Here is a 26,359-nt window from a genome sequence, read left to right on the forward strand (position 1 = left end):
GCGAAAAGCCCACGAAAAGGGGTCATGAAATGACCGGAGGCCCCCACCCGAAGGTGGGGGCCTCAACGGCGAATAATTGTCCGGCGGCGTCCTACTCTCCCACGACCTCTCGATCGCAGTACCATCGGCGCTGAAAGGCTTAACTTCCGGGTTCGGGATGGGACCGGGTGTTTCCCTTTCGCTATGACCGCCGTAACCCTTCAACCACACCCACAAAAAAAGGGGCGGGTAGTCTGTGTTACGAAGACAAGCATATCAACTTGTATCGTGCATTCCAAAAACAACGCTTGTTGTCTGGGAACTGAACAGTGGACGCGTGGCAATAACTCTTGTTGGTCGAGTTGATTTGTACGGTGTTGGGACAAGCCCTCGGCCTATTAGTACCGGTCGGCTAGGCATTACTGCTGTACACCTCCGGCCTATCAACCCAGTGTTCTGCTGGGGGCCTTAACCACTCAAGGTGGTGGGAAACCTCATCTTGAAACATGCTTCCCGCTTAGATGCATTCAGCGGTTATCACTTCCGAACGTAGCCAACCAGCCGTGCTCCTGGCGGAACAACTGGCACACCAGAGGTTCGTCCACCCCGGTCCTCTCGTACTAGGGGCAGCCTTTCTCAAGTTTCCAACGCGCGCGGCGGATAGGGACCGAACTGTCTCACGACGTTCTAAACCCAGCTCGCGTGCCGCTTTAATGGGCGAACAGCCCAACCCTTGGGACCTACTCCAGCCCCAGGATGCGACGAGCCGACATCGAGGTGCCAAACCATCCCGTCGATATGGACTCTTGGGGAAGATCAGCCTGTTATCCCCGGGGTACCTTTTATCCGTTGAGCGACGCCGCTTCCACATGCTGGCGCCGGATCACTAGTTCCGACTTTCGTCCCTGCTCGACATGTCTGTCTCACAGTCAAGCTCCCTTGTGCACTTACACTCGCCACCTGATTACCAACCAGGCTGAGGGAACCTTTGAGCGCCTCCGTTACATTTTAGGAGGCAACCGCCCCAGTTAAACTACCCATCAGGCACTGTCCCTGATCCGGATTACGGACCTAGGTTAGACATCTAGTACGACCAGAGTGGTATTTCAACGTCGACTCCACAAACACTGGCGTGAATGCTTCACAGTCTCCCACCTATCCTACACAAGCCGAACCAAACACCAATACCAAACTATAGTAAAGGTCCCGGGGTCTTTCCGTCCTGCCGCGCGTAACGAGCATCTTTACTCGTAGTGCAATTTCGCCGAGTCCATGGTTGAGACAGCGCCCAAGTCGTTACTCCATTCGTGCAGGTCGGAACTTACCCGACAAGGAATTTCGCTACCTTAGGATGGTTATAGTTACCACCGCCGTTTACTGGGGCTTAAGTTCTCAGCTTCGACTTGCGTCTAACCGGTCCCCTTAACCTTCCAGCACCGGGCAGGAGTCAGTCCGTATACATCGTCTTACAACTTCGCACGGACCTGTGTTTTTAGTAAACAGTCGCTTGGGCCTGGTCTCTGCGGCCATCACCGCTTCACACCGCACGGGTGCTAACGGATCCGGCCCCCCTTCTCCCGAAGTTACGGGGGCATTTTGCCGAGTTCCTTAACCATGGTTCACTCGATCGCCTTAGTATTCTCTACTTGATCACCTGAGTCGGTTTGGGGTACGGGCGGCTCGTATCTCGCTAGAGGTTTTTCTCGACAGCATAGGATCACCCACTTCACCAAACGGCTCCCCATCAGGTCTCAGGCCTATGTGTGGCGGATTTGCCTACCACACGCCCTACACCCTTGGCCGCGGACTACCATCGCCGCGGTTGGACTACCTTCCTGCGTCACCCCATCGCTTGACTACTACTGAATCGGGTCCCGTGCTCCACACACACGCCTCCACCCCGAAGGGTTTTGGTCACGGTGCTTCGGACGGTTAGCATCAACAGCCTCATCATGGGCGATACTTCGCCGGTACGGGAATATCAACCCGTTGTCCATCGACTACGCCTGTCGGCCTCGCCTTAGGTCCCGACTTACCCAGGGCAGATTAGCTTGACCCTGGAACCCTTGATCATTCGGCGGAAATGTTTCTCGCATTTCATTCGCTACTCATGCCTGCATTCTCACTCGTGTGGCCTCCACAACTGGATCACTCCGCTGCTTCACTGCCCACACGACGCTCCCCTACCCATCCAGACGCCTGGACCACGAAGGCCTAGCTTAATATCTGAATGCCATAGCTTCGGCGGATGACTTGAGCCCCGCTACATTGTCGGCGCGGAATCACTTGACCAGTGAGCTATTACGCACTCTTTCAAGGGTGGCTGCTTCCAAGCCAACCTCCTGGTTGTCAATGCGACTCCACATCCTTTTCCACTTAGTCACCGCTTAGGGGCCTTAGCTGATGGTCTGGGCTGTTTCCCTCTCGACTACGGAGCTTATCCCCCGCAGTCTCACTGCCGCGCTCTCACTTACCGGCATTCGGAGTTTGGTTAACGTCAGTAACCCGCTAGGGCCCATCGGCTATCCAGTGCTCTACCTCCGGCAAGAAACACACGACGCTGCACCTAAATGCATTTCGGGGAGAACCAGCTATCACGAAGTTTGATTGGCCTTTCACCCCTATCCACAGGTCATCCCCTCAGTTTTCAACCTAAGTGGGTTCGGTCCTCCACGCGGTCTTACCCGCGCTTCAACCTGCCCATGGATAGATCACTTCGCTTCGGGTCTAGAGCGTGCAACTCAATCGCCCTATTCGGACTCGCTTTCGCTACGGCTACCCCACACGGGTTAACCTTGCTACACACCGCTAACTCGCAGGCTCATTCTTCAAAAGGCACGCCGTCACCCTTTAACAGGCTCCGACGGATTGTAGGCACATGGTTTCAGGTACTATTTCACTCCCCGCCAGGGGTACTTTTCACCTTTCCCTCACGGTACTTGTCCGCTATCGGTCACCAAGGAGTATTTAGGCTTAACGGGTGGTCCCGCCAGATTCACACGGAATTTCAGGGGTTCCGTGTTACTTGGGGTGACACTCCAGAGATGCTGACTTACACGTACGGGGCTATCACCCTCTACGGCCAGGCTTTCCAACCTGCTTCGGCTTCATCAACATTTTCTTACTCTGTACCAGCACGGCAGTACTGATCGAGTGGCCCCACAACCCCACACCTGCAACCCCTGCCGGGTATCACACAGATGCGGTTTGGCCTCATCCGATTTCGCTCGCCACTACTCTCGGAATCACTTTTGTTTTCTCTTCCTGAGGGTACTGAGATGTTTCACTTCCCCTCGTTCCCTCCACTCACCCTATGTGTTCAGGTGAGGGTAACTGGACATGACTCCAGCTGGGTTTCCCCATTCGGACACCCCCGGATCACAGTTCGTTTACCAACTCCCCGGGGCTTATCGCAGGTTACTACGTCCTTCATCGGCTCTTGGTGCCAAGGCATCCACCATGTGCCCTTAGTAGCTTGTTCCAACATCGTCAAAACAACTCGAACTACAAAGACCATACAATTCTGCTTATTGCACATACACACTCAATAAATTGAGTATGTGATGCTCGCGTCCACTATTCAGATCTCAAACAACAAACCCACCAACCCATCCAGCCAACCGCAAGCAGTCGTCCTTCAGCGAAAGAGGCCAGAGCAAACCAGTCACACCCCACAGGGTGTGGCCTGATCCCTCAGGACCCAACAGTGTGTCTCGACCCCAACCTCTGCTCCAACATCTTCGTGTTCCACGCTTGCAAGCAAGCAGTACTAGAAAGACCTGGACTTCCAGATCAAAGCCATTCATCGACGATTCCACTAGTGAGACACCACCATGCGCAACCAAACATTCGTTGGTTGTCGGGGTGTGTGCTCCTTAGAAAGGAGGTGATCCAGCCGCACCTTCCGGTACGGCTACCTTGTTACGACTTCGTCCCAATCGCCAGCCCCACCTTCGACGGCTCCCTCCACAAGGGTTGGGCCACCGGCTTCGGGTGTTGCCGACTTTCGTGACGTGACGGGCGGTGTGTACAAGGCCCGGGAACGTATTCACCGCAGCGTTGCTGATCTGCGATTACTAGCGACTCCGACTTCATGGGGTCGAGTTGCAGACCCCAATCCGAACTGAGACCGGCTTTTTGGGATTCGCTCCCCCTCACGGGATCGCAGCCCTTTGTACCGGCCATTGTAGCATGCGTGAAGCCCTGGACATAAGGGGCATGATGACTTGACGTCATCCCCACCTTCCTCCGAGTTGACCCCGGCAGTCTCCTATGAGTCCCCACCATTACGTGCTGGCAACATAGAACGAGGGTTGCGCTCGTTGCGGGACTTAACCCAACATCTCACGACACGAGCTGACGACAGCCATGCACCACCTGTATACCGACCAAAAAGGGGCACCTATCTCTAGGTGTTTCCGGCATATGTCAAACCCAGGTAAGGTTCTTCGCGTTGCATCGAATTAATCCGCATGCTCCGCCGCTTGTGCGGGCCCCCGTCAATTCCTTTGAGTTTTAGCCTTGCGGCCGTACTCCCCAGGCGGGGCGCTTAATGCGTTAGCTGCGGCACGGAATCCATGGAATAGACCCCACACCTAGCGCCCAACGTTTACGGTGTGGACTACCAGGGTATCTAATCCTGTTCGCTCCCCACACTTTCGCTCCTCAGCGTCAGGTAATGCCCAGAGAACCGCCTTCGCCACCGGTGTTCCTCCTGATATCTGCGCATTTCACCGCTACACCAGGAATTCCGTTCTCCCCTGCATACCTCTAGTCTGCCCGTATCGGAAGCAGGCCAGGTGTTAAGCACCTGGTTTTCACTCCCGACGTGACAAACCGCCTACGAGCCCTTTACGCCCAATAATTCCGGACAACGCTCGCACCCTACGTATTACCGCGGCTGCTGGCACGTAGTTGGCCGGTGCTTCTTCTGTAGGTACCGTCACTTTCGCTTCGTCCCTACTGAAAGAGGTTTACAACCCGAAGGCAGTCATCCCTCACGCGGCGTTGCTGGATCAGGCTTTCGCCCATTGTCCAATATTCCCCACTGCTGCCTCCCGTAGGAGTCTGGGCCGTGTCTCAGTCCCAGTGTGGCCGATCACCCTCTCAGGCCGGCTACCCGTCGAAGCCTTGGTGAGCCATTACCTCACCAACAAGCTGATAGGCCGCGAGCACATCCTTCACCGCCGGAACTTTCCAACCACCTCCATGCAGAGGCAGTTCATATTCGGTATTAGACACCGTTTCCGGTGCTTATCCCGAAGTGAAGGGCAGATTACTCACGTGTTACTCACCCGTTCGCCGCTCGTGTACCCCGAAGGGCCTTACCGCTCGACTTGCATGTGTTAAGCACGCCGCCAGCGTTCGTCCTGAGCCAGGATCAAACTCTCCATTGAAATTTCAAAGAAAAGCCAATTCCCGACAGAACAAACCCCGACAATGTTGTTGTCAGAATTTATTGTCAAAAGAAATCCGTTAACTGTTCTTCCGAAGAAGACCAGTCGACGGGGCATATCAAACTAATTCGTCGACTATGACACACTGTTGAGTTCTCAAGGATCAAGCACATCCAGATCCCGCACCCACTCTTTCGAGCGGCTACTTCGTTCTGGAGCAACCCGACTAAACTTAGTCGGTGTGAATCTCTCAGTCAAACCGAGCGATTCAGGCGATTTCCGAGAAACCTACGTTTCTCTTTGATCAAGTGGCCACTGCCAGTGACTCGTTCAAGCAGCCCTTCTGGGCTGTGTCCGTGTCCCTTGCGGCGACAGGTGAAACCTTAACACCCCGTTCACAGGACACGTCAACTCGGGGCGCCCACCTTGTGGTTGGATGCCCCTCCCCCGCGTCCGGCCGGTCACGGTCCCGCGGCCGAATCCGCTCCTGACCTGCGTCTCCGTGCTGGTGACGCAGCGACGCCCCCACCGGCCTGGAGCCGGTGGGGGCGTCGTGGTGAAGGATCCGACGGATCAGGCGATCTGCGAGCGCAGCTCGGCCACGCGGGCGCGGACCTCGTCGAGCTGCTCGGCCACGCGGACCGGAGCAGTGCCACCGCGGCCGGTGCGAGCGCTGACCGAGCCCTGGATCGTCAGGACCTCGCGCACGGCGGGAGTCAGGGCCGGGTTGATCTCGGCGAACTGGGCGTCGGTCAGCTCGTGCAGTTCGATGCCGTTCTCCTCGCACACCCGGACACAGGTTCCCGCGACCTCGTGGGCGATACGGAACGGCGTGCCCTCACGCACCAGCCACTCGGCGATGTCGGTCGCGAGTGAGAAGCCCTGGGGAGCGAGCTCCTCCATACGAGCGGTGTTGAACTTCAGCGTCGCGATCATGCCGGTGAAGGCGGGCAGCAGGACCTCAAGAGTGTCGACGGAGTCGAAGACCGGCTCCTTGTCCTCCTGCAGGTCGCGGTTGTAGGCCAGCGGCAGCGCCTTGAGCGTGGCCAGCAGACCGGACAGGTTGCCGATCAGACGACCGGCCTTGCCGCGAGCCAGCTCGGCGATGTCGGGGTTCTTCTTCTGCGGCATGATCGACGAACCGGTCGACCACGAGTCGTGCAGCGTCGCGAAGTTGAACTCCTTCGTCGACCACAGGATGACCTCCTCGGCCAGACGCGAGACGTCGACGCCGATCATCGAGGAGACGAACGCGAACTCGGCGACGAAGTCACGGGCAGCGGTGCCGTCGATCGAGTTGGCCGAAGAACCGGTGAAGCCGAGCTCGGTGGCAACGCCGACCGGGTCGAGGCCCAGCGTCGAACCGGCCAGCGCTCCGGCACCGTACGGGGAGTCGGAGGCGACGCGGGCGTCGAAGTCGGCCAGACGGGAGACGTCACGCAGCAGCGGCCACACGTGGGCCAGCAGGTGGTGCGAGAGCAGGACCGGCTGCGCGTGCTGCAAGTGCGTACGGCCGGGCATGATCGCGCCGGCGTGGGCGGCAGCCTGCTCGGTGAGGGCGTCGACGAGGTCGAGGACCTGGGCGGTGATGACGCGACCGTGGTCGCGCAGGAACATCTTGAACAGGGTCGCGACCTGGTCGTTGCGCGAGCGGCCGGCGCGGAGCCGGCCACCGACGTCAGCCCCGACCTCTTCGATCAGCAGACGCTCGAGCGCACCGTGGACGTCCTCGTCCTGGACCGACGGAGCGAGATCACCGGCGGCGAACTTCTCCCCCAGCACGTCGAGGCCGCGCAGCAGCTCGGCGTGGTCGTGGTCAGAGAGCAGACCGGCACGGTGCAGGGCGTTGGCGTGGGCACGCGATCCGGCGAGGTCGTAGGGCGTCAGGCGCCAGTCGAAGTGGGTCGAGCGCGAGAGCGCCTCGAGCTCGGGCGAAGGGCCACCGGCAAAGCGGGCGCCCCAGAGCTTGCCCTCGTTGGTGGTGCCGTCGTTGGCGCTCATCGGTGCTCCTCGTGATTCTGGACCGCGGGGCTCTCCCCGCGTGGTGCGTACTGCTGGACGTGTGGTGCTGGACGTGTGGTGCTGGACGTGTGGTGCTGGACGTGCGGTGCTGCCCCGGTGGCTGAGCCCGGAGCGAGGAGTGGAGAACCGCGACGGGCGGCGTCCGTCCCTCGTGGGAAGGACGCCGCCCGTGACGGATGCAGGCCGATCAGTCGGCGCCGAACTCCATGGCGGCGGAGTCACCGGCGTTCTCGACGTCGGACTCGTCGGCCACGTCGGGGTTCGCGCTGATGACGTCGGCGCCACCCACCGGGAGCTCGCCGAACAGGGTGCCGTTCTCGACGAGGACCTGGCCCTGGTCGAGGGGCTGGTTGGCGTACTGCTCGAGCTTGAAGCGCGAGTCGGCGATGTCGAGGTTGCGCATGGTGAGCTGGCCGATGCGGTCCAGCGGACCGAAGGCAGCGTTCTCGGTGCGCTCCATCGAGAGCTTCTCCGGGTGGTAGGAGAAGTTCTCACCCTCGGTCTTGAGGACGGTGTAGTCCTCACCGCGGCGCAGACGCAGGGTGACCTCACCGGTGACCAGGGAAGCGATCCAACGCTGGATCGACTCGCGGATCATCAGCGCCTGCGGGTCCAGCCAACGGCCCTCGTACAGCAGACGACCGAGCTTGCGGCCCTCGTTGTGGTACTGCGCGACGGTGTCCTCGTTGTGGATCGCGTTGACGAGACGCTCGTAGGTGATCCACAGCAGCGCCATGCCCGGGGCCTCGTAGATGCCACGCGACTTGGCCTCGATGATGCGGTTCTCGATCTGGTCGGACATGCCGAGACCGTGGCGACCACCGATGCGGTTGGCCTCCAGGACCAGCTCGACGGCGTCATCGAAACGCTTGCCGTTGAGGGCGACCGGACGACCGGCCTCGAAGCGGACGGTGACGTCCTCGGTCTCGATGACGACCGACGGGTCCCAGAACTTCACGCCCATGATCGGCTCGACGGTCTCCAGGGAGACGTCGAGGTGCTCGAGGGTCTTGGCCTCGTGGGTGGCGCCCCAGATGTTGGCGTCGGTGGAGTACGCCTTCTCGACGGAGTCGCGGTAGGGCAGCTTGTGCTCGAGGAGGAACTGGCTCATCTCGGAGCGGCCACCGAGCTCGTTGACGAAGTCGGCGTCGAGCCACGGCTTGTAGATCTGCAGCGACGGGTTGGCCATGAGGCCGTAGCGGTAGAACCGCTCGATGTCGTTGCCCTTGTAGGTGGAGCCGTCGCCCCAGATGTTGACGCCGTCCTCCATCATGGCGCGCACGAGCTGGGTGCCGGTGACGGCACGGCCCAGGGGCGTGGTGTTGAAGTACGAACGGCCACCGGAGCGGATGTGGAAGGCGCCGCAGGCGATCGCGGCCAGGCCCTCCTCGACCAGCTGGGGCTTGATGTCGACCGCGCGGGCGATCTCGGCGCCGTACAGCTTCGCGCGGTCCGGGACGCCGTCGATGTCCGGCTCGTCGGGCTGACCGATGTCGGCGGTGTACGTGCACGGGATGGCACCGTTGTGGCGCATCCAGGCCACGGCGACCGAGGTGTCGAGACCGCCGGAGAAGGCGATGCCGACGCGCTCGCCGACGGGGAGGGAGGTGAGGACCTTGCTCACTGTGCGTCCTTTGCTGTGCTGCTGGAGTGGGCGTGGGTAGAAGTCTGCTGGGTGGGGCCGCCGGGCGTGGAACCGGGGATCCGATGGGGGGTGGCCAGGTCGAGGAACCGGGCCACGAGCGCGTCGCCGCCGAGCGGGTCACGGGAGATCACCATGACGGTGTCGTCCCCCGCGATCGTGCCCAGCACCGCGTGCAGGTCTGCCTTGTCGAGGGCGCTGGCCAGGAACTGCGCCGCTCCCGGAGGAGTGCGGAGAACCACCAGGTTGGCGCTCGCCTCGGCCGAGACCAGGAGCTCACCGCACAGGCGGGAGAGACGATCCAGGGCCGCACCGGACTCACGCGGCGCAGAGGGAGAACGGTCTCCCCCCTCCCCCGGCACCGCGTACACGAGCTGTCCCGAGGCACCGCGCACCTTGACCGCGTCGAGGTCGACGAGGTCGCGGCTCAACGTGGCCTGGGTGACGGCGACGCCCTGGTCGGCCAGGAGTGCCGCCAGCTCACCCTGGGAACGCACTTCGTGCTGCGTCACCAGTTCGACGATGCGCTGGTGACGCGCACCCTTCGTGAGCGGACGGACCTTGCTCATCGTCGTGCCTGCAGCCACGTCATGACGGCCTTCTGGGCGTGACGGCGGTTCTCCGCCTCGTCCCAGATGACGCTGGCGGGACCGTCGAGCACCTCGGCGGTGATCTCCTTGCCGCGGTAGGCGGGCAGGCAGTGCATGACGATCGCGTCGTCGGCGGCACCGGCCAGGAGTTCGGCGTTGAGCTGGTAGGGCGCGAGCTCAGCGAGACGGGCCGCGGCCTCGTCCTCCTTGCCCATCGAGACCCAGGTGTCGGTGATGACGACGTCGGCGCCGGCGACGGCTGCCGTGGGGTCGATCTCGACGGTGACCGAACCACCGGTGGTGGCGGCGATCGCGCGGGCCCGCTCGATCATGGCCGGCTCGGGCTGGTAGCCCTCGGGGCCGGACAGGACGACGTTCATCCCTGCCGTGGCTCCGGCCAGCGCCCAGGAGTTGCCCATGTTGCAGGCGGCGTCGCCGAGGAAGACGGCGGTGAGGCCGGCGAGGCGTCCCTTGTGCTCGGAGATCGTGAGCAGGTCGGCCAGGAGCTGGCAGGGGTGGAAGTCGTCGGTGAGCGCGTTGATCACCGGGACGCCGGAGAACTCCGCCATCTCCTCGAGCGCGGACTGGGCGTAGGTGCGCCACACGATCTGTCCGGCCTGACGGCCCAGCACGCGGGCGACGTCGGCGACGGACTCACGCTTGCCGATGCCGGCCATCGCGCCGTCGACCAGCATCGCGTGTCCACCGAGCTCGGCGATGCCGGCACCGAAGGAGGTCTGCGTGCGCAGGGTCGGCTTGTCGAAGATCATCGCGACTGTGACCGGGCCGTCGAGCGGCTTGGGGCCGTACGGGTCGGCCTTGAGCTCGGCGGCCAGGGCCAGGACCTCGGCCTGCTCGGCAGGGGTGAGGTCGTCGTCGGCAAGGAGGTGTCGGGGCATGTCAGGCTCCTGCAGCTGCGTCGAGGACGGAGGGCCAGTCGGCCAGGAACTGCTCGGCCTCGTCGGTGGTGAGAACCAGCGGCGGGGCGAGGCGGATGCGCGAGGGGGTCGGCGCGTTGACGATGTAACCGGCCGCCAGGGCCGCCTGCATCACCTTCGCGGAGTCGAGGCCGTCGACGAGGTCGAGGCCGATCAGCAGACCGGCGGCGCGGACCTCGGTGACGCGGGCATCAGCGGCGAGACCGTCGGCGAGCACCTTCGAGACCTGCTTGACGTGAGCCAGCAGGCCCTCGGACTCGATGGTCGCGATCACGGCACCAGCCGCAGCGGTCGCCAGCGGGTTGCCGCCGAACGTCGTGCCGTGGTTGCCGGGGACCAGCAGCGTCGCGGCCGGACCGGCAGCGATGGTCGCACCGATCGGGACACCACCGCCGAGGCCCTTGGCCAGGGTGACGAGGTCCGGGACGACGTCGCCGTCGAAGAGGTCGGAGTCCTGGAACGCGAACCACGAACCCGTGCGGCCGATGCCGGTCTGGATCTCGTCGAGCCACATCAGGGCACCGGCAGCGGTGGTGATCTCGCGGACCTTGAGCAGGTAGTCGCGGGCAGCCAGGTTGACACCGGCCTCGCCCTGGACGGGCTCGAGGACAACCGCGGCGGTGTTCTCGTCGACCGCGGCGGCCAGAGCCTCGACGTCACCGAACGGAACCCACACGACCTCGCCACCGAGCGGCTCGAAGGGAGCCCGGTAGGCCTCCTTCGCCGTCAGGGACAGCGCGCCGAGGGTACGGCCGTGGAAGGCGTGCTCCATCGCGACGACCTTGGTGCGGCCGGTGCGACGGGTCACCTTGAGCGCGGCCTCGTTGGCCTCGGTGCCGGAGTTGGAGAAGAAGACCCGGGCGTCGTGACCGAACAGCTCGACCAGCTTCGAGGCCAGCTCGACCTGCGGGGCGGTGGCGAAGAAGTTGGAGACGTGCGCGAGCTCGGAGACCTGCCGGGTCACCGCGGCGACCAGCGCGGGGTGGCCGTGGCCCAGGGCGTTGACGGCGATGCCGCCGAGGAGGTCGAGGAACTCACGACCCTCGACGTCGTAGACCTTCGACCCCTCGCCACGGGCCAGCACCAGCTGCGGCACTCCGAACGTGTTCATGACCGAGCCGGTGTACCGGTCCTGCCAGGCAGCGGTGTCGGCGACGGTGTCAGCAAGGGCGCTCACTTGGACTCCTCCGAGGCGTAGGCGTTGCGGATCTTGGTCTCGACGCCGGGCAGCACCTGGGTGCCGACACCCTCGTCGGTGAAGATCTCGAGCAGCACGGCGTGCGGCTCGCGACCGTCGACGACGGTGGCGCGGGCCACTCCCCCGGTGACGGCCTCGTAGCAGGCGCGCATCTTGGGGACCATGCCGGCGTCGAGGGTGGGGAGCATCTCGGCCAGCGCCTCGGGCGAGATCTCCTGGATGACGTCGTCGGAGTTGCCGTAGTCGCGGTAGAGACCCTCGACGTCGGTGAGCACCAGCAGCTTCTCCGCACCCAGCGCGGTGGCCAGGGCAGCAGCAGCGGTGTCGGCGTTGACGTTGTGGATCTGGCCCTCGGCGTCAGGAGCGACCGAGGAGATGACGGGGATACGGCCGGCCTCAACGAGGTCGAGAACGGCTTCGGGGCGCACCTCGGCGACCTCACCGACGAGGCCGAGGTCGACCTCCTCGCCGTCGACGATCACGCAGGCGGGCTCGGCACGGAAGAGACCGGCGTCCTCACCCGAGAGGCCGACGGCCAGCGGGCCGTGGGAGTTGATCAGGCCCACCAGCTCGCGCTGGACCTGACCGACCAGGACCATCCGGACGACGTCCATCGCCTCGGGCGTGGTCACGCGCAGACCCCCACGGAACTCGGACTCGATGCCGAGCTTGTCGAGCATCCGGTTGATCTGCGGGCCACCACCGTGAACGACGACGGGCTTGAAGCCGGCGAAGCGCAGGAACGCGATGTCCTCGGCGAAGGCGACCTTGAGGTCGTCGTTGGTCATGGCGTTGCCGCCGTACTTCACCACGATCGTCTGGCCGTGGTACTTCTTCAGCCACGGCAGGGCGGCAGCCAGGGTTGCGGCGGCCTTCTTGTCGGGTCGGGTGCTCATCGTGTTCCCCATCAGGAGCTGTAGGCGCTGTTCTCGTGCACGTAGGCGTGCGTGAGGTCGTTGGTCCACACCGTCGCGCGGGCGTCACCGGACTTGAGGTCGATGGTGACGCTGACGTCGCGCGGGGTCAGGTCGACCGTCGCGGGGTCGGCGTGCGGAGTGGAGTTCTTGCAGACCCACACCCCGTTCATGGCGACGTCGAGGTCAGCGGGGTCGAACTCGGCCTGGGTGGTGCCAACGGAGGCGAGCACGCGGCCCCAGTTGGGGTCGTTGCCGAAGACGGCGGCCTTGAAGAGGTTGGAACGCGCCACCGAGCGGGCGACCTCGACGGCGTCGTCCTCGGTGACGGCATTGACGACCGTGATCGCGATGTCGTGCTCGGAGCCCTCGGCATCCTTGAGCAGCTGGGTCGCGAGGTCGGTGCACAGCTGCGTCAGGGCGGCGGTGAAGTCGGCCAGCGGCGGGGTGATGCCCGAGGCGCCGGAGGCAAGGACGGTCACGGTGTCGTTGGTCGACTGGCAGCCGTCGGAGTCGAGACGGTCGAAGGAGACCCGGGTGGCGGCGCGCAGGGCCTGGTCGAGATCAGCAGCGTCGATCACGGCGTCGGTGGTGATGACCACGAGCATGGTGGCCAGGGCCGGGGCGAGCATGCCCGCACCCTTCGCCATGCCACCGATGGACCAGCCCGCGCCCTCGACGACGGCCTGCTTGGAGACGGTGTCGGTGGTCATGATCGCGGAGGCTGCGTCGTCGCCACCGTCGCTGGTGAGCGCAGCGGCCAGGGCCTCGACGCCGGCGATCATGTTCTCGCGCGGGTTGGCGAGACCGATCAGGCCGGTGGAGCACACGACGACGTCGATGGCTCCGATGCCGACCTTCTCCGCGACCTTCTCGGCCACCGCGTGGGTGGTCTGGAAGCCCTCGGCACCGGTGTAGCAGTTCGCGCCACCCGAGTTGAGCACCACCGCACGGACGATGCCGTCCTTGACGACCTCCTGGGACCACAGGACCGGGTTGGCCTTGCAGCGGTTGGAGGTGAAGACGGTCGCGGAGTCGAAGCGCGGGCCGTTGTTGACGACCAGTGCCATGTCCTTCGCGCCGGTGGACTTGAGTCCGGCGGCGACACCGGCAGCGGTGAAGCCGGCGGGTGCGGTGATGCTCATTGCGGGGTGCCTTTCAGCGGTGTGGGGCTGAGTGAGGTGGAGCTGTGGGTCAGGCGGGCTTGGCCGGGGCAACGGTGTGCCCCTGCTCGGTCCACGCTGCGGCGGCCTTCTTGGCGTCGTTCTGGGGGACGAGGAGCCACGGCTCCTCGAAGGTGCTGACCGGGACCACGGAGATGTCGGCCTCGGCCAGGGTGGCCATGAGGGGAACGAGGACGCCAGCGTCCTCGAGGGTGTGCTCGCTCAGCACCGAGAAGGCGGTGAAGGAGCGCACGTGACGTGCCTTGGTGGGGACGTTGCGGGCTGCGCACACCACGGTGGTGTGGGTGGCGGTCGCGGTCACCTGGAAGATCGACGAGGACTCGGCCCAGCCGGGAACCTCGGAGCCGGGACCGAAGCGGACGACGGCGATCTGTTCGGGGTACTGCTTGATGCTGAAGGTCATGGGTCCAGTCTGCGGGTCGAGGGGTGGTGTCGCACCACCCGCGGACGCGGGGATGTTTCCCCGCGGGAGTCAGCGCAGGCTCAGGGAGCCAGGCCGACGGTGGTGAGACCCATGGACTCGTCCAGACCGAGGGCCAGGTTCATGCACTGCACCGCGGCACCGGCGGTGCCCTTGGCGAGGTTGTCGACGACGCCGACCGCGACGAGACGGCGGGCCTCGACGTCGACGGTCACCTGGACGTGGACGGCGTTGGAACCGACGACCGACTTGGTCTGGGGCCAGACGCCCTCGGGCAGCAGGTGCACGAACTGCTCGTCGGCGTAGGCCTCGGCGTAGACCGCACGGGCCTGCGCAGGCGTCACGTCGCCCTTGAGCGGGGCGGAGACGGTGGCGAGGATGCCGCGCGGCATCGGGACCAGCAGCGGGGTGAAGGAGACGGTGACCGGCTCGTCGGTGACCTTGGCGAGGTTCTGGACGATCTCGGGGGTGTGACGGTGCACGCCGCCGACGCCGTAGGCGCTGACGTTGCCCATGATCTCGGAGCCGAGCAGGTTGGTCTTGGCTGCCTTGCCCGCACCCGAGGTGCCGGAGGCGGCGACGATGGTGACGTCGGCCTCGACCAGACCGGCGGCCACGGCCGGGGCGATGGTCAGGGTGGAGACGGTCGGGTAGCAGCCGGGGACCGCGATCCGGGTGGCGCCGGCGAGCTGCTCGCGCTGGCCGGGCAGCTCGGGCAGGCCGTAGGGCCAGGAACCGGCGTGGGCGGAGCCGTAGAACTTCTCCCACACGGCGGCGTCGAGGAGACGGAAGTCAGCACCGCAGTCGATGACGACGACGTCGGCGGGCAGAGCCTCGGCGATCGCGGCCGACGCGCCGTGCGGCAGGCCGAGGAAGACGACGTCGTGGCCAGCCAGGACCTCAGGGGTGGTCGGCTCGAGGACGCGGTCAGCCAGGGGCAGCAGGTGCGGCTGGAGGCGCCCGAAGTTCTCGCCCGCGTTGGAGCCACCCGTCAGGGCGCCGATCTCGACGCCGGGGTGCCCGAGCAGGAGGCGCAGGACCTCGCCACCGGCATAGCCGGACGCACCTGCAACAGCAACCTTGACCTTGTTCTCACTCACATGCATAACCATACATGTTTATGCATGTGCATGCGAGAGCGGGGCGTCATCGAATTGAGACCACCCCCGAACAGGTGCACAACGTACAGGTCCCGCCCACCCTCATGGGTGGACGGGACCAGGAACGATGCGGATCAGCGCTGGACGGCGCCGACCTTCTCCACCGCGGAGGCGACGGCGGCGTCGCGGTAGGCGGACACCTCCGCAGCCTTCAGGGTGCGGTCCGCAGCACGGAAGCGCAGCGCGTAGGCCAGGGACTTCTTGCCCTCGCCCACCTGCTCACCGGTGAAGACGTCGAACAGGGTGATCGACTCGAGGTCCTCGCCTGCACCTGCGCGCAGAGCGGCCTCGACGTCGGCGGCCGGGACGGAGGCGTCCACGACCAGGGCCACGTCCTCCTTGGCGAACGGCTGGACCGAGAAGGTCGGGGCCGGACGCAGGTGGACACCCTGTGCGATGAGGACGTCGAGGTCGACCTCGGCGGCGACCGAACCACGCGGCAGGCCGTAGGCGGCGCAGACCTTGGGGTGCAGCTCACCGGCGTGACCGATGACGACACCACCGACGCTGAGCTCGGCGCAGCGGCCCGGGTGCCACGGGGCACGCTCGGCGTTGCGAGCGGTGACCTCGAGGCTGACCGACGCAGCGACGGCGCGGACGGCGTCCACGGCGTCGGTCCACTCCACGCCACGGCCCTCGCCCCACCAGCCGGAGCCGTCGGACTCGCCGACGCCGACCAGCGCGAGGTGCAGCGGCTGGGCCGGGAGACCGGCCTGCAGGGCAGCGAACTCCTCGGCCGAGGGACCACGGTCGACACCGAGGATGGTGGTCGCGCCACCCGTCGGGAGGGTGACGGTGGTGGTCTCGAAGATGCCGAAGCTGGAGGTGCCCCAGCCGACGTTCTTCTGGGCAGCCTTGAGCAGACCCGACAGGACCGTGGTGGTCATGAAGGGCGCCTCGGAGGAGAGCGGGTTCTCCAGGCGGAGCGCGTTGCGGCGCTCGTCGTCGGCAGCGATGCCCTGGGCGTCGAAGTCTGCTTCACCGACGAACGGGAAGGTGAGGACCTCGGTGAAGCCCTCCCCCGCGATGGTGCGAGTGAAGCGACGACGCAGCTGCTGGGCGCGGGTCAGGCCGCGACCGGCCGGCGGGACCGGGAGGATCGAGGGCACCTTGTCGTAGCCGACGAGGCGGATGACCTCTTCGGTGGTGTCCTGCGGGTCGGTCATGTCGGGGCGCCACGGCGGCGGGGTGACCGAGAGAGTGCCGGTGCCGGTGACGGTGCAACCCACCGCGCGGAGTGCCTCGACAGCGGTCTCCTCGGAGATCTCCATGCCGGAGACCTTCGCGGCCTTGTCACCGGAGACGGTGATCGCGGGGATCTCGGGGGCCTGTCCGACGACGGTGACACCGGCGTCAGCGGTGGCTCCACCGAACTCGACGAGCAGCTCGACGACGCGGTCGGCGGCAGCCTCGCAGATCGTCGGGTCGACACCGCGCTCGTTGCGCTTGCCGGCCTCGGAGGAGATCTTGTGGCGCTTGCCGGTGCGGAACATCGCGGTGGCGTTCCAGTGCGCCGACTCGACGACGATCGAGGTGGTGGACTCACCGATCTCGGTCGAGGCACCGCCCATCACGCCGCCCAGGCCGATGACGCCGGAGTCGTCGGTGACGACGAGGTCCTCGACCGACAGGACACGCTGGGTGCCGTCCAGGGTCGTGAGCTTCTCGCCCTCGACCGCACGACGGACCACGAGGGCACCGTTGAGCTTGTCTGCGTCGTAGCCGTGGATCGGGCGACCCGTCTCGAGCATCACGTAGTTGGTGACGTCGACGGCCAGCGACACCGAGCGCATACCGGCGGCGGTGAGACGGTCGGCCATGAACTGCGGGGTCGGGGCGGTCGGGTCGAAACCGGTGACCTTGCGAGCCACGAAGACCGGGCAGCCCTCGGTGTCCTCGAGACGCACCGGGTGACCGGCCTCGTTCGCGGCCGGGGTCTCACGGACGGCGGGGTCACGGAAGTTGGACGCACCCTCGACCGAGACGAGCACGTCGCGGGCGATGCCGCGCAGGCTGAGGCCGTAGGCGCGGTCGGGGTTGACCTCGAACTCGATGATCTCCTCGTCGAGACCGAGGATCGAGCGGACGTCGGTGCCGGGCTCACCCGCGTCGGCGGGGAGGACGATGATGCCGTCGCCGTCGTTGCCGAACGGGTCGGCAGCCATGCCGAGCTCGGAGTGCGAGCAGATCATGCCGGCCGAGAGGTGGCCGTAGGTCTTGCGCTCGGAGATCGCGAAACCGCCGGGCAGGACCGAACCGGGCAGCACGACGACGACCTTGTCGCCCACACCGAAGTTGTGGGCGCCGCAGATGATGCCCTGCGGCTCGCCGGTGCCGTTGGCGTCACCGACGTCGACGGTGCACCAGTTGATGATCTTGCCGTTCTTCTGCGGCTCCTTGTCCTGGGTGAGGACCTGGCCGATGACGAGCGGGCCGGTGATGGCAGCGCCGGGGCTGTCGATCGCCTCGAGCTTGAGGCCGGTCATGGTGAGCCGGCTGGTGATCTCTTCGGTGGTCGTTCCCTCGGGAACGTCCACGTACTCCTTGATCCAGGAGAGGGGGGCCTTCATCTCTTTACTCTCCTCAGATCTCGGTGCCGAAAGCGGCGCTGAACCGGACGTCGCCCTCGAAGAGCGGTCGCAGGTCGTCCAGGCCGTGACGGAACATGAAGGTGCGGTCGATGCCGAAGCCGAACGCGAAACCGGAGTAGACCTCCGGGTCGATGCCGCAGGCGATCAGGACGCGCGGGTTCACGACGCCGCAGCCGCCCCACTCGATCCAACCCTCACCACGGCAGGTACGGCACTCATCACTGTTCTCACCGCGGCAGACGAAGCAGCGCAGGTCGACCTCGGCCGACGGCTCGGTGAAGGGGAAGTACGACGGGCGGAAACGCGTCGTGATGCCCTCGCCGTAGAGCGCGGTGGCGAGGTGGTCCAGGGAGCCCTTGAGGTGCGCCATGGTGATGCCCTCGTCGACGACGAGACCCTCGACCTGGTGGAACATCGGGCTGTGGGTGGCGTCGTACTCGTCGGTGCGGAAGACGCGACCGGGGCAGGCGACGTAGATCGGGGGCTTGCGGGTCAGCATCGTGCGGGCCTGCACCGGGGAGGTGTGGGTGCGCAGCACGACGTGGTTCTCCGCGGGCACCGTCCAGAAGGTGTCCTGCATGGTGCGGGCGGGGTGGTCCGCACCGAGGTTGAGGGCGTCGAAGTTGAGCCACTCGGCCTCGACCATCGGGCCCTCGGCGATCTCCCAGCCCATCGCGACGAAGACGTCTGCGATGACCTCGGACTGCATCGTCAGGGGGTGGCGCGAGCCGCGGCGACGACGAGCGGTGGGCAGCGAGACGTCGACGGTCTCGGTGACCAGCATGCGCTCCTCGTGCTCGACCTCGAGCACGGCCTGACGCTCGGCCAGAGCCTTGTTGATGGCACCGCGGGCCTTGCCGATGCGGGCACCGGCCTCCTTGCGGGCCTGCGGGGGCAGGGCACCGATCTCACGGTTGGCCAGCGCGATCGGCGAACGGTCGCCGGCGTGGTCGAGACGGGCCTGCTTGAGCTCGTCGAGGTCGGTCGCGGCCTCGAACGCAGCGATCGCGGCGTCGCGCATGGCCTCGAGTTCCTCCGCCTGGAGCGGCGTCACCTCGACGGGGTCGAAATCAGTGTTGGGGCCGGACATGGCTCCCTTTCCAGCAGCGTGCAGAGACGCGCCAATTCTATGGGTCTACGCGGTCGGTCCGTCTCCCCGGACCCGGCGGCTGGAGTGAGGTGTGTGCCTCACTCGCGGCGCACACTCAGGCTCCCGAACCCGCCACGGGTCCGGGGCAGGTAAATCGCCTGCCGACGTCAAGGGTGCGCACCACGTCTCCATGGTACGCACCCCCGGCCCGGTCGGCGTCGACGCGGGATCCGCGCGTGAGGGTCAGGTCCTGCACTGGGCCTGCTCACTGCTGGGTGAGCTGCAGGGTCGCGACCCCGGCCACGACATCGTCCCCGCCCGGGAGCGCGCCGCAGGCCGAGCCCTGGTCGCCCTGGGTGCGCACGGCGTTCTCACGGAGCGCAGCGAGGTCGGCGTCGACCCGGGTCGCCGTCAGGTTCCAGTCAGCCAGCGTCGGCACGGCGAAGTCACCCCGGCCCCAGTCGGAGAGTTCGACGACGCAGAGCGCAACCGGCTCGGGCAACCTGGTCACGGCCGGGACCGCGTCGCGCGACAGGCCGGAGAGGTGGAGGACGTCGAGCTCACCCGTGGCCTCGAACCGGTCGACGTTGCGCTGGGCGACGACGGCGTCGGGACGGACCAGGAGCAGCGTGAGCAGGGCGGCCGCGCCACTGAGCAGTGCCACTCTGGGCACCCACGCACCGCGTCGCAGCAACCCGAGCAGGAGCACGGAGGCCAGGACCACCCCGAGCCATCCCTCGAAGACGGTCACCAACAACCGCATGACGGTGTGGCCGTAGGCGTCCTCGTAGACCCGCATCCGTCCCACCGCCGTGGCGACGACTCCGATGGCCGCCAGCCCCAGCAGCCCGCAGGAGGCGAGCATCCAGGGGCGGTCCTGTGGCCGCAGGGACGCGCGACGTGACGCTGCCCAGACCACCACCAGGGTGAGGAGGGTGGCGACCACCAGCTGGCCGAAGCCCTGGTGGACGTAGTCGGCGTAGGTCATCCCGGCGGTCTCGCGCAGCCACTGGTCCCCCGCAGTGACGACCCTGATCTGGGAGGCGAGGAAGAGGAGGAAGACGGCGTCGACCACCAGCACCGGGACCAGCCACTCCCACCGGCTGGCGGCGCGGACCGGGACCCGGGCGAAGACGTCACTGTCGGGCGGGTTCACGGCGAGATGCACGGCGGCCAGGGTGGTGGCGAAGACGAAACCGCCGACGAAGAGTCGCAGCACGCCGTCACCGAGGCTGAGGTCGGGGACGAAGGCGTCGATCCAGCGGGCGAACGTCGGGTCAGCTCCGGCGAAGAGGGCGACGAAGACCGCCAGGGCGAGGAGCGAGAGTCCGACGGTGCGGGCCACCCCGGGCAGGGCACCGGCCCGCCCGACGACGCCCAGGGAACGGCCGAACCACGGCAGGCCACGCAGCGACGAGAGCGGCCACGCCAGCCCCGAGACCAGGATCCCGATGAAGGTGCGGGCGCGGGTGAGGCCTGCGAGGAAGACCCCGGAGGCGGCGATCACGCCCATCAGCCCCAGTGCGGCGTTGTCACTCCACGCCATCACCGCGACGAGGCCGAGCGCGAGCAGCGAGGTGGTCAGCGTGAACGGGGAACGACGGTGCGGGGAGGCCGACCACGCCACGGCTCCGGCGGCGACGAGCACAGCCGTCCACGCCAACCCTGGGCCGTGGAACGTCATCCAGGCTGCTCCGCACAGGGCGACCAGCGCTGTCGCGACGAGCAGGCCCGGACGGGGACGGTCGTCGCGCGAGGGCCAGATGCCGTCGAGAGGCCCTGGCGCTGGTGCGGTCGTGCGCCCCGACGGCGCATCGGTCGCGGCCTGCGCAGTGACACTCAGGGGGCGCGAGGGACTCGTCGCTCCGTTCTGGCCTGCGGTCGCTGGCAGTGCGGGCAACTCCAGTCGCAGACGTGCACCGCTCTCCCCCTCGACGGGGTCGACGAAGGCGAGGGTGCCACCGTGCAGGGTCGCCACCCACCGGGCGATGGCGAGTCCGAGACCCGTCCCGCCGCCGGCATCGGTGCCGAAGCGTTCGAAGACGCGCTCGCGGTCGTGGGATGCCACGCCCGCTCCACCGTCGCGCACCTCGATCCAGGTGAGCTGCACACCTGGCTGCACACCTGGCTGTGCGCCTGGTTGTCCGACGTCCGGCCCACTCGCGTCCGTGCCCGCGAGCACCCGGACCGGGGTGTCGCCGAGCGTGTGACGGGCCGCGTTGTCGAGGGCGTTGATGATCACCTGGCGCAGACGCGCCGGATCGGCGTGCACCACGAGGTCGTCGTCGAACTCGACGTGGACCTCGGCTCCCCGTCCGGAACGCCGCACCTCGGCGGCGCACTGCTCGACGAGTGCCTTGAGCTCCACGGGGATGACGGCGAGGTCGACGACTCCGGCTTCGAGCCGCGACAGGGTCAGCAGGTCGGAGACGAGGTCGCCGAGGCGTTCGGCGGCGCTGAGCACCTGCGCGATCCGCTCGGGGGTGGCCTCGACGACACCGTCGGCGAGGTTCTCCAGCTGGGCGGTCATCGCCGTGACGGGGGTGCGCAGTTCGTGGGAGACCGTGGCGATCAGGTCGCGGCGTTCGGCGTCGACGACGGCGAGGTCCTCGGCCATCCGGTTGAAGGCCCGGGCGAGCTGTCCCACCTCGTCGGTGTTGTCGGTGTGTACGCGGCGACTCAGGTCGCCGGCCGACATCGCGGAGGCGGCCGCCGTCATGTCGCGCAACGGCGCCACCATCCCGGCAGCGAGCAACTGCGTGACGGTGAGGGCCAGCAGCACCGTGACCGGCAGGACGATCCACCACGACACTTGGGCGACCCCGCCCGCAGCACCGACCACGGCAGCCACGACGACGGAGGCCGCCACGAGCAGCCCGAGCTTGGTCTTGATCGAGGTGACGGCACTGAGCGCGCTCATCGCGCCGAACCCGTCGGTTCCAGCGCGTACCCGACACCGTGGACGGTGCGAATCCGGGCCGCACCGATCTTGGCGCGCAGACCCCGGACGTGACTGTCGACCGTGCGGGTGGTGGAGGCCTCGGCCCAGTCCCACACCTCGTCGATCATCTGCTCGCGTGTCACCACACGCCCCGGGTCCCGGGCCAGCACGGCGAGGAGGTCGAACTCGGTACGCGTCAGGGCGACCTGCTCCCCCAACACCTCCACCACGCGACGGGCGACGTCGACCTTCAGGTCACCGGCCGTCAGGACGTCCTCGTCGAGTGGTGCGGTGTGTTCACGACGCAAGCTCTCGGCACGCTCGACCCGGCGCAGCAGCGCGGACAGCCGGGCCACGACCTCGCGGATCCGGAACGGCTTGGTGAGGTAGTCGTCGGCCCCCACGGCCAGCCCGACCAGGACGTCGGACTCCTCGTCGCGGGCAGTGAGCATCAGCACCGGCACCGGCCACACCGCCTGCAGCCGACGGCACACCTCGTGCCCGTCGAAGCCGGGGAGCATGACGTCGAGCAGCACCGCGTCAGGCCTGGCCTCGACGCCGGTACGTACCGCGTCGGGTCCGTCGAAGGCCTGCAGGACCCGATAGCCCTCGGACTCGAGACGGTCGCGCAGGGCGTCACTGATTGCCCGGTCGTCCTCGACGACGAGGACCGTGCGTTGGCTGGGAGGTGGTGTGGTCATGGTTCAGAACCTAGGCAGCGGGCTGCGCAGGAACGGCGGGGACGTCGTGCAGGAACTGTGCAGGTTCGTCACGGATTCCGTGCCCCGCTGCGTCACTGCTCCGCACCTGCCGCGGAGGTGGCAGGGGCTGCAGGCCAGCGCACCACGATCTCGGCGCCGCCGCCGTCGCGCTCGCCGATCATGAAGTCACCTCCATGGGCCCGGGTCAGGCCGTGGGCCAGGTACATCCCCAGTCCGGTGCCCGACGCGGTGCCGGTGGTCCAGAACTTCGTGATGACGCGACGGCGCAGGTCTTCGTCGATGCCGTCCCCCTCGTCACTCACGACGAGTCTCACCATCGGCTGGTCGGCTGCGACCACGTCGGAGAGGCTGACCCGGACGGTGCCGTCGCCGTGACGTACGGCGTTCTCGACGAGGTTGGTGACGACCTGGGTGAACTTGTCGGGGTCGGCGAGCACCTGCGCCGAACTCTCGGTGCTGACGGTGAACTCCCGAGAGGCGGCAGAGGCAGAGACCGAGTCCACCACACGCCGCACCAACACGTCGGGGTCGACCGGCCGAACGGCCAGTCCCAACCGCCCGGTGTCGAGTCGTGCGACGTCGAGCAGTTCCGCGATCAGGCGGGACAGCCGTTCGGCGTCGGCCAGCGTCGTGGCGAGCATGAGTTTCTTCTGGTCGTCGTTGAGGACGTCCCAGCGGTTGAGGAGGACCTGGACGAAACCCTTGACCCCGGTCAGTGGCGAGCGCAGTTCGTGGGCGACGGTGGCCACGAGGTCGGAACGCTCACGGTCCAGACGGGCGCGCCCGCGACCGCTGCGCAGACTCAACGCCACCTGTTCCACCGGCGAGGACGGAGTCGGACGAACGATCCGCGCCGTGACCAGGACCTCCCGTCCGTCCGGCAGGAGCCAGGTCTGCTCCGGCACCCCGTTGCGCGTCCCGAGGCCGTCGTAGGGCAGGTTCACCGAGCACCAGTCGACGCCGTGGTTGTCCACCAACGTCAGGGCGTCGTCGAGGCGGGCGCCCGGTCGCGCCTCGTCCCCCAGCATCTGCCGCGCGGCGGCGTTGACCGCGAGGACAAGACCGTCGCAGTCCGCAACCAGGGCCCCGTCAGGGAGGGAGTCGAAGAGATCGGCGTTCACCCTGAGAATCTAACGAGTTCAATGGTGCCGTGCCCCTCGAACCCGCCCTCCGTGACCGTCTGGCCCGACGGTGGCCCCTGGCCGAATCCTCGACTGGCCTCGCCCTGGGCGAAGCCCTGCTGGACGCGTGGTCGCAGGCCCAACGCGGCTACCACGATCTCCAGCACCTCGCCGAGGTGCTCGACCGACTCGACGACCTGCACCCGCACACCGGCCACGACGCGCGCGTCACCGCGCTGGCCGCGTGGTTCCACGATGCGGTCTACGACGCCGCACGCGATCCCGAGGGACGCTCGGCCGACTGGGCGCGCACCGCGCTGACAGGACTCGTGACGGACGTCGAGGTCGAGGAGGTCGCACGTCTGGTGCTGCTGACCCGGGAACACTCCCCCGCTCCTGAGGACGTCGACGGGATCGCGTTGTGCGACGCGGACCTGGCGATCCTGGCGGCAGCACCCGAGCGCTACGAGGCCTACGTCGCCGGGGTCCGCCAGGAGTACGCCTCCGTCCCCGACGAACTCTTCGCGCAGGGTCGGGCGGAGGTGCTGCGTCACTTCCTCGGGCGTGAGCACGTGTTCGCCTCGGCAGCGGCACGCTCGGCATGGGAGGCGGATGCGCGACGCAACGCCACCGACGAACTCAGGCGTCTGGAGACAGCTGTGCACTCAGGTGCAGGGGCTTGGGTCGACGCAGACCAGCAGCCCTGAGTCGGACGACGAGTTCGCGCGAGGAGACCTGCACCGCCCCGGCGTCGAGCATCCGCTGGTGGTGCTCGGCGGGAACGTCGTAGTGGTCGCGGTCGAAGCCACGCTCAGGGATCTGGAGACGACGCGCGAAGGCGTGGAGTTCGTCCAGGGAGGTGTCGCTGGCCAGATGGGCCCACGTGGTGCCGTACCCGGGGACCCTCGCCTCGTCGATGAGGATCACCGGGTACGACTCACTCGGCCGGACGTGCGCACTGGCGTGCGTCAGCGCTGGGCGCGCGCGGAGGCGTAGAGGCACACCGCTGCGGCCGTGGCCAGGTTCAGACTCTCGGCGCGGCCGTGGATCGGGATCGAGACCCGACGGTCTGCCACGGCAGCGAGCTCGTCGGGAAGACCCCACGCCTCGTTGCCGAAGAGCCACGCCGTGGCGGGCTCGAGGTCGGTGGTGAAGAGGTCGTCCTCGCCGCCACCGTCTGCAGCCAGGACGGTCAGGCCGGCCTGCTGCAGGGCAGCCACTGCCTGCGCCGGGTCGTCGACGCGGACGATCGGTAGGTGGAAGAGGCTCCCGACGGTGGCACGCACCGTCTTGGGGTTGTAGGGGTCGACGGAGTTGCCGGCCAGGATGACGGCTGCCGCTCCGGCAGCGTCAGAGGTACGGATGACCGTGCCGGCGTTGCCGGGGTCACGCACGTCGGCGCAGATGCTCACCAGTCGCGGCGAGCCGGCCAGCACGTCAGCGAGCTCGACGTCGAGGAACCGACACACGGCCACGACGCCAGCAGGCGAGACGGAGTCCGAGAGGGTCTCCATCGCGCGGTCCTCCACCAGCCACACCTGGGGTGCGTCGGCGAGGAGGTCTGCGTACTCGTCGGCGGCCTTGACGGTCGCGTAGACCTCGACGACGCAGTCGGGCACCGTGAGGGCACCCTCAACGGCCTTCGGGCCGTCGGCAAGGAAAAGCCGCCGCTCGGTTCGCACCGAGCGGCGGCTCAACTTCCGTGCCTCCTTGACCCGCGTGTTCGCGTGGGACAGAGGAGTGTTCACGAGATACGTCAGGAAGCCTTGGGGGCGTTGACGTCGGCCGGGAGGGCAGCCTTGGCAGCCTCGACCAGAGCGACGAACGCGGGGGCGTCGTTGACGGCGAGGTCAGCAAGGATCTTGCGGTCGACCTCGATGCCAGCCAGGCCAAGACCCTGGATGAAGCGGTTGTAGGTCATGCCGTTCGCGCGGGAAGCAGCGTTGATGCGCTGGATCCAGAGCTTGCGGAAGTTGCCCTTGTTCTTGCGACGGTCGTTGTAGTTGTAGACCAGGGAGTGGGTGACCTGCTCCTTGGCCTTGCGGTACAGGCGCGAACGCTGGCCGCGGTAACCCTTGGCGCGCTCGAGAATGACCCGACGCTTCTTGTGGGCGTTTACTGCGCGCTTGACGCGTGCCATCTTGACTCCTTGATGCTTGTCATGCCGGCGAGCTCCAGATCAGGAGAGCGCCGAAAAGTTCTGGGGTGAGGGCGTCGCGTCAGCGACCGAGAAGCTTCTTGGCGCGGGGCACGTCAGCCTTGGCAACCTCGACGGTGCCGGTGAGGCGACGGGTGACCTTGGAGGACTTCTTCTCAAGGTTGTGGCGCTTGCCGGCCTTCTCGCGAAGGATCTTGCCCGAACCGGTCACGCGGAAGCGCTTGCCGGCACCGGAGTGGCTCTTGTTCTTCGGCATCTGGATGTGCCCTCTCTTATCGTGGTGCGGCGGCAG

At 66.5% G+C, this 26,359-nt stretch carries 19 protein-coding genes and 3 rRNA genes; 1 reads left to right on the forward strand and 21 read right to left on the reverse strand.

Going from position 1 to position 26,359, the window contains the following annotated elements; translation table 11 throughout:
- Positions 1-78 precede the first annotated feature (78 nt).
- The 17 genes from rrf to EOV43_RS09060 all read right to left on the reverse strand — a co-directional run bounded on the left by rrf (position 79) and on the right by EOV43_RS09060 (position 23,909).
- Positions 79-195: ribosomal RNA gene (gene rrf / locus EOV43_RS08980) — 5S ribosomal RNA — on the reverse strand.
- Between the two features lie 162 nt (positions 196-357).
- Positions 358-3,460: ribosomal RNA gene (locus tag EOV43_RS08985) — 23S ribosomal RNA — on the reverse strand.
- A gap of 398 nt (positions 3,461-3,858) precedes the next feature.
- A 16S ribosomal RNA gene (locus EOV43_RS08990) occupies positions 3,859-5,375 on the reverse strand.
- Together the 16S, 23S and 5S rRNA genes form the textbook arrangement of a ribosomal RNA operon.
- 573 nt (positions 5,376-5,948) lie before the next feature.
- The gene (gene argH, locus EOV43_RS08995; protein ID WP_128220984.1) at positions 5,949-7,376 is read right to left on the reverse strand and encodes an argininosuccinate lyase; all 1,428 of its coding nucleotides are present in this window, start codon (positions 7,374-7,376) and stop codon (positions 5,949-5,951) included.
- Between the two features lie 208 nt (positions 7,377-7,584).
- On the reverse strand, positions 7,585-9,021 hold the full coding sequence (argG, locus tag EOV43_RS09000) for an argininosuccinate synthase (protein WP_128220985.1): 1,437 nt from the start codon (positions 9,019-9,021) through the stop codon (positions 7,585-7,587).
- On the reverse strand, positions 9,018-9,608 hold the full coding sequence (locus EOV43_RS09005; protein ID WP_128220986.1) for an arginine repressor: 591 nt from the start codon (positions 9,606-9,608) through the stop codon (positions 9,018-9,020). The genes argG and EOV43_RS09005 overlap by 4 nt, the downstream gene beginning before the upstream one ends.
- Positions 9,605-10,528 carry an ornithine carbamoyltransferase gene (gene argF, locus EOV43_RS09010; protein ID WP_128220987.1) on the reverse strand — a complete coding sequence of 308 codons (924 nt, stop codon included), beginning with the start codon at positions 10,526-10,528 and terminating at the stop codon, positions 9,605-9,607. Before argF ends, EOV43_RS09005 begins: the two co-directional genes overlap by 4 nt.
- A gap of 1 nt (position 10,529) precedes the next feature.
- Positions 10,530-11,744: an acetylornithine transaminase gene (locus tag EOV43_RS09015; protein WP_128220988.1), complete on the reverse strand. Its 1,215-nt coding sequence runs from the start codon at positions 11,742-11,744 to the stop codon at positions 10,530-10,532.
- Positions 11,741-12,661 (reverse strand): acetylglutamate kinase, encoded by a 921-nt coding sequence (gene argB, locus EOV43_RS09020; protein ID WP_128220989.1) that lies wholly within the window; start codon positions 12,659-12,661, stop codon positions 11,741-11,743. Before argB ends, EOV43_RS09015 begins: the two co-directional genes overlap by 4 nt.
- An 11-nt stretch (positions 12,662-12,672) precedes the next feature.
- Positions 12,673-13,824: a bifunctional glutamate N-acetyltransferase/amino-acid acetyltransferase ArgJ gene (gene argJ, locus EOV43_RS09025; RefSeq protein WP_128220990.1), complete on the reverse strand. Its 1,152-nt coding sequence runs from the start codon at positions 13,822-13,824 to the stop codon at positions 12,673-12,675.
- 49 nt (positions 13,825-13,873) lie between these two features.
- Complete coding sequence (locus EOV43_RS09030; RefSeq protein WP_128220991.1) at positions 13,874-14,266, reverse strand: ACT domain-containing protein; 393 nt, start codon at positions 14,264-14,266, stop codon at positions 13,874-13,876.
- An 80-nt stretch (positions 14,267-14,346) separates the two neighbouring features.
- Complete coding sequence (argC, locus tag EOV43_RS09035) at positions 14,347-15,390, reverse strand: N-acetyl-gamma-glutamyl-phosphate reductase (RefSeq protein WP_128220992.1); 1,044 nt, start codon at positions 15,388-15,390, stop codon at positions 14,347-14,349.
- Between the two features lie 128 nt (positions 15,391-15,518).
- Entirely contained in the window at positions 15,519-18,014 is a 2,496-nt protein-coding gene (pheT, locus tag EOV43_RS09040) for a phenylalanine--tRNA ligase subunit beta (protein ID WP_128220993.1), read from the reverse strand.
- Positions 18,015-18,027: 13 nt separating this feature from the next.
- On the reverse strand, positions 18,028-19,125 hold the full coding sequence (locus EOV43_RS09045) for a phenylalanine--tRNA ligase subunit alpha (RefSeq protein ID WP_128220994.1): 1,098 nt from the start codon (positions 19,123-19,125) through the stop codon (positions 18,028-18,030).
- Between the two features lie 265 nt (positions 19,126-19,390).
- Positions 19,391-22,045 carry a DUF4153 domain-containing protein gene (locus EOV43_RS09050; protein WP_128220995.1) on the reverse strand — a complete coding sequence of 885 codons (2,655 nt, stop codon included), beginning with the start codon at positions 22,043-22,045 and terminating at the stop codon, positions 19,391-19,393.
- Complete coding sequence (locus EOV43_RS09055; protein WP_128220996.1) at positions 22,042-22,767, reverse strand: response regulator transcription factor; 726 nt, start codon at positions 22,765-22,767, stop codon at positions 22,042-22,044. Before EOV43_RS09055 ends, EOV43_RS09050 begins: the two co-directional genes overlap by 4 nt.
- Positions 22,768-22,859: 92 nt before the next feature.
- Positions 22,860-23,909, reverse strand: coding sequence for a sensor histidine kinase (locus EOV43_RS09060; protein WP_128220997.1), 1,050 nt, complete (start codon positions 23,907-23,909; stop codon positions 22,860-22,862).
- Positions 23,910-23,938: 29 nt separating this feature from the next.
- On the opposite strand from EOV43_RS09060, the gene EOV43_RS09065 reads away from it, so the two are divergent.
- Positions 23,939-24,616, forward strand: coding sequence for an HD domain-containing protein (locus EOV43_RS09065; RefSeq protein ID WP_206611304.1), 678 nt, complete (start codon positions 23,939-23,941; stop codon positions 24,614-24,616).
- Here EOV43_RS09065 and EOV43_RS09070 read toward each other — a convergent pair.
- The 4 genes from EOV43_RS09070 to rpmI form a co-directional block, all read right to left on the reverse strand.
- A complete protein-coding gene (locus EOV43_RS09070; protein WP_128220998.1) occupies positions 24,549-24,836 on the reverse strand; it encodes a DUF4031 domain-containing protein in 288 nt (95 codons plus the stop codon). The two genes, EOV43_RS09065 and EOV43_RS09070, sit on opposite strands and share 68 nt — an antisense overlap.
- A 41-nt stretch (positions 24,837-24,877) precedes the next feature.
- Positions 24,878-25,657, reverse strand: a complete 780-nt coding sequence (locus EOV43_RS09075) for a TrmH family RNA methyltransferase (protein WP_128220999.1) — start codon at positions 25,655-25,657, stop codon at positions 24,878-24,880.
- A gap of 8 nt (positions 25,658-25,665) precedes the next feature.
- A complete protein-coding gene (rplT, locus tag EOV43_RS09080) occupies positions 25,666-26,049 on the reverse strand; it encodes a 50S ribosomal protein L20 (RefSeq protein ID WP_128221000.1) in 384 nt (127 codons plus the stop codon).
- A 79-nt stretch (positions 26,050-26,128) separates the two neighbouring features.
- Entirely contained in the window at positions 26,129-26,323 is a 195-nt protein-coding gene (gene rpmI / locus EOV43_RS09085; protein WP_128221001.1) for a 50S ribosomal protein L35, read from the reverse strand.
- Positions 26,324-26,359 lie beyond the last annotated feature (36 nt).

The sequence above is a fragment of the Nocardioides yefusunii genome, from assembly GCF_004014875.1.
Lineage (GTDB): Bacteria > Actinomycetota > Actinomycetes > Propionibacteriales > Nocardioidaceae > Nocardioides > Nocardioides yefusunii.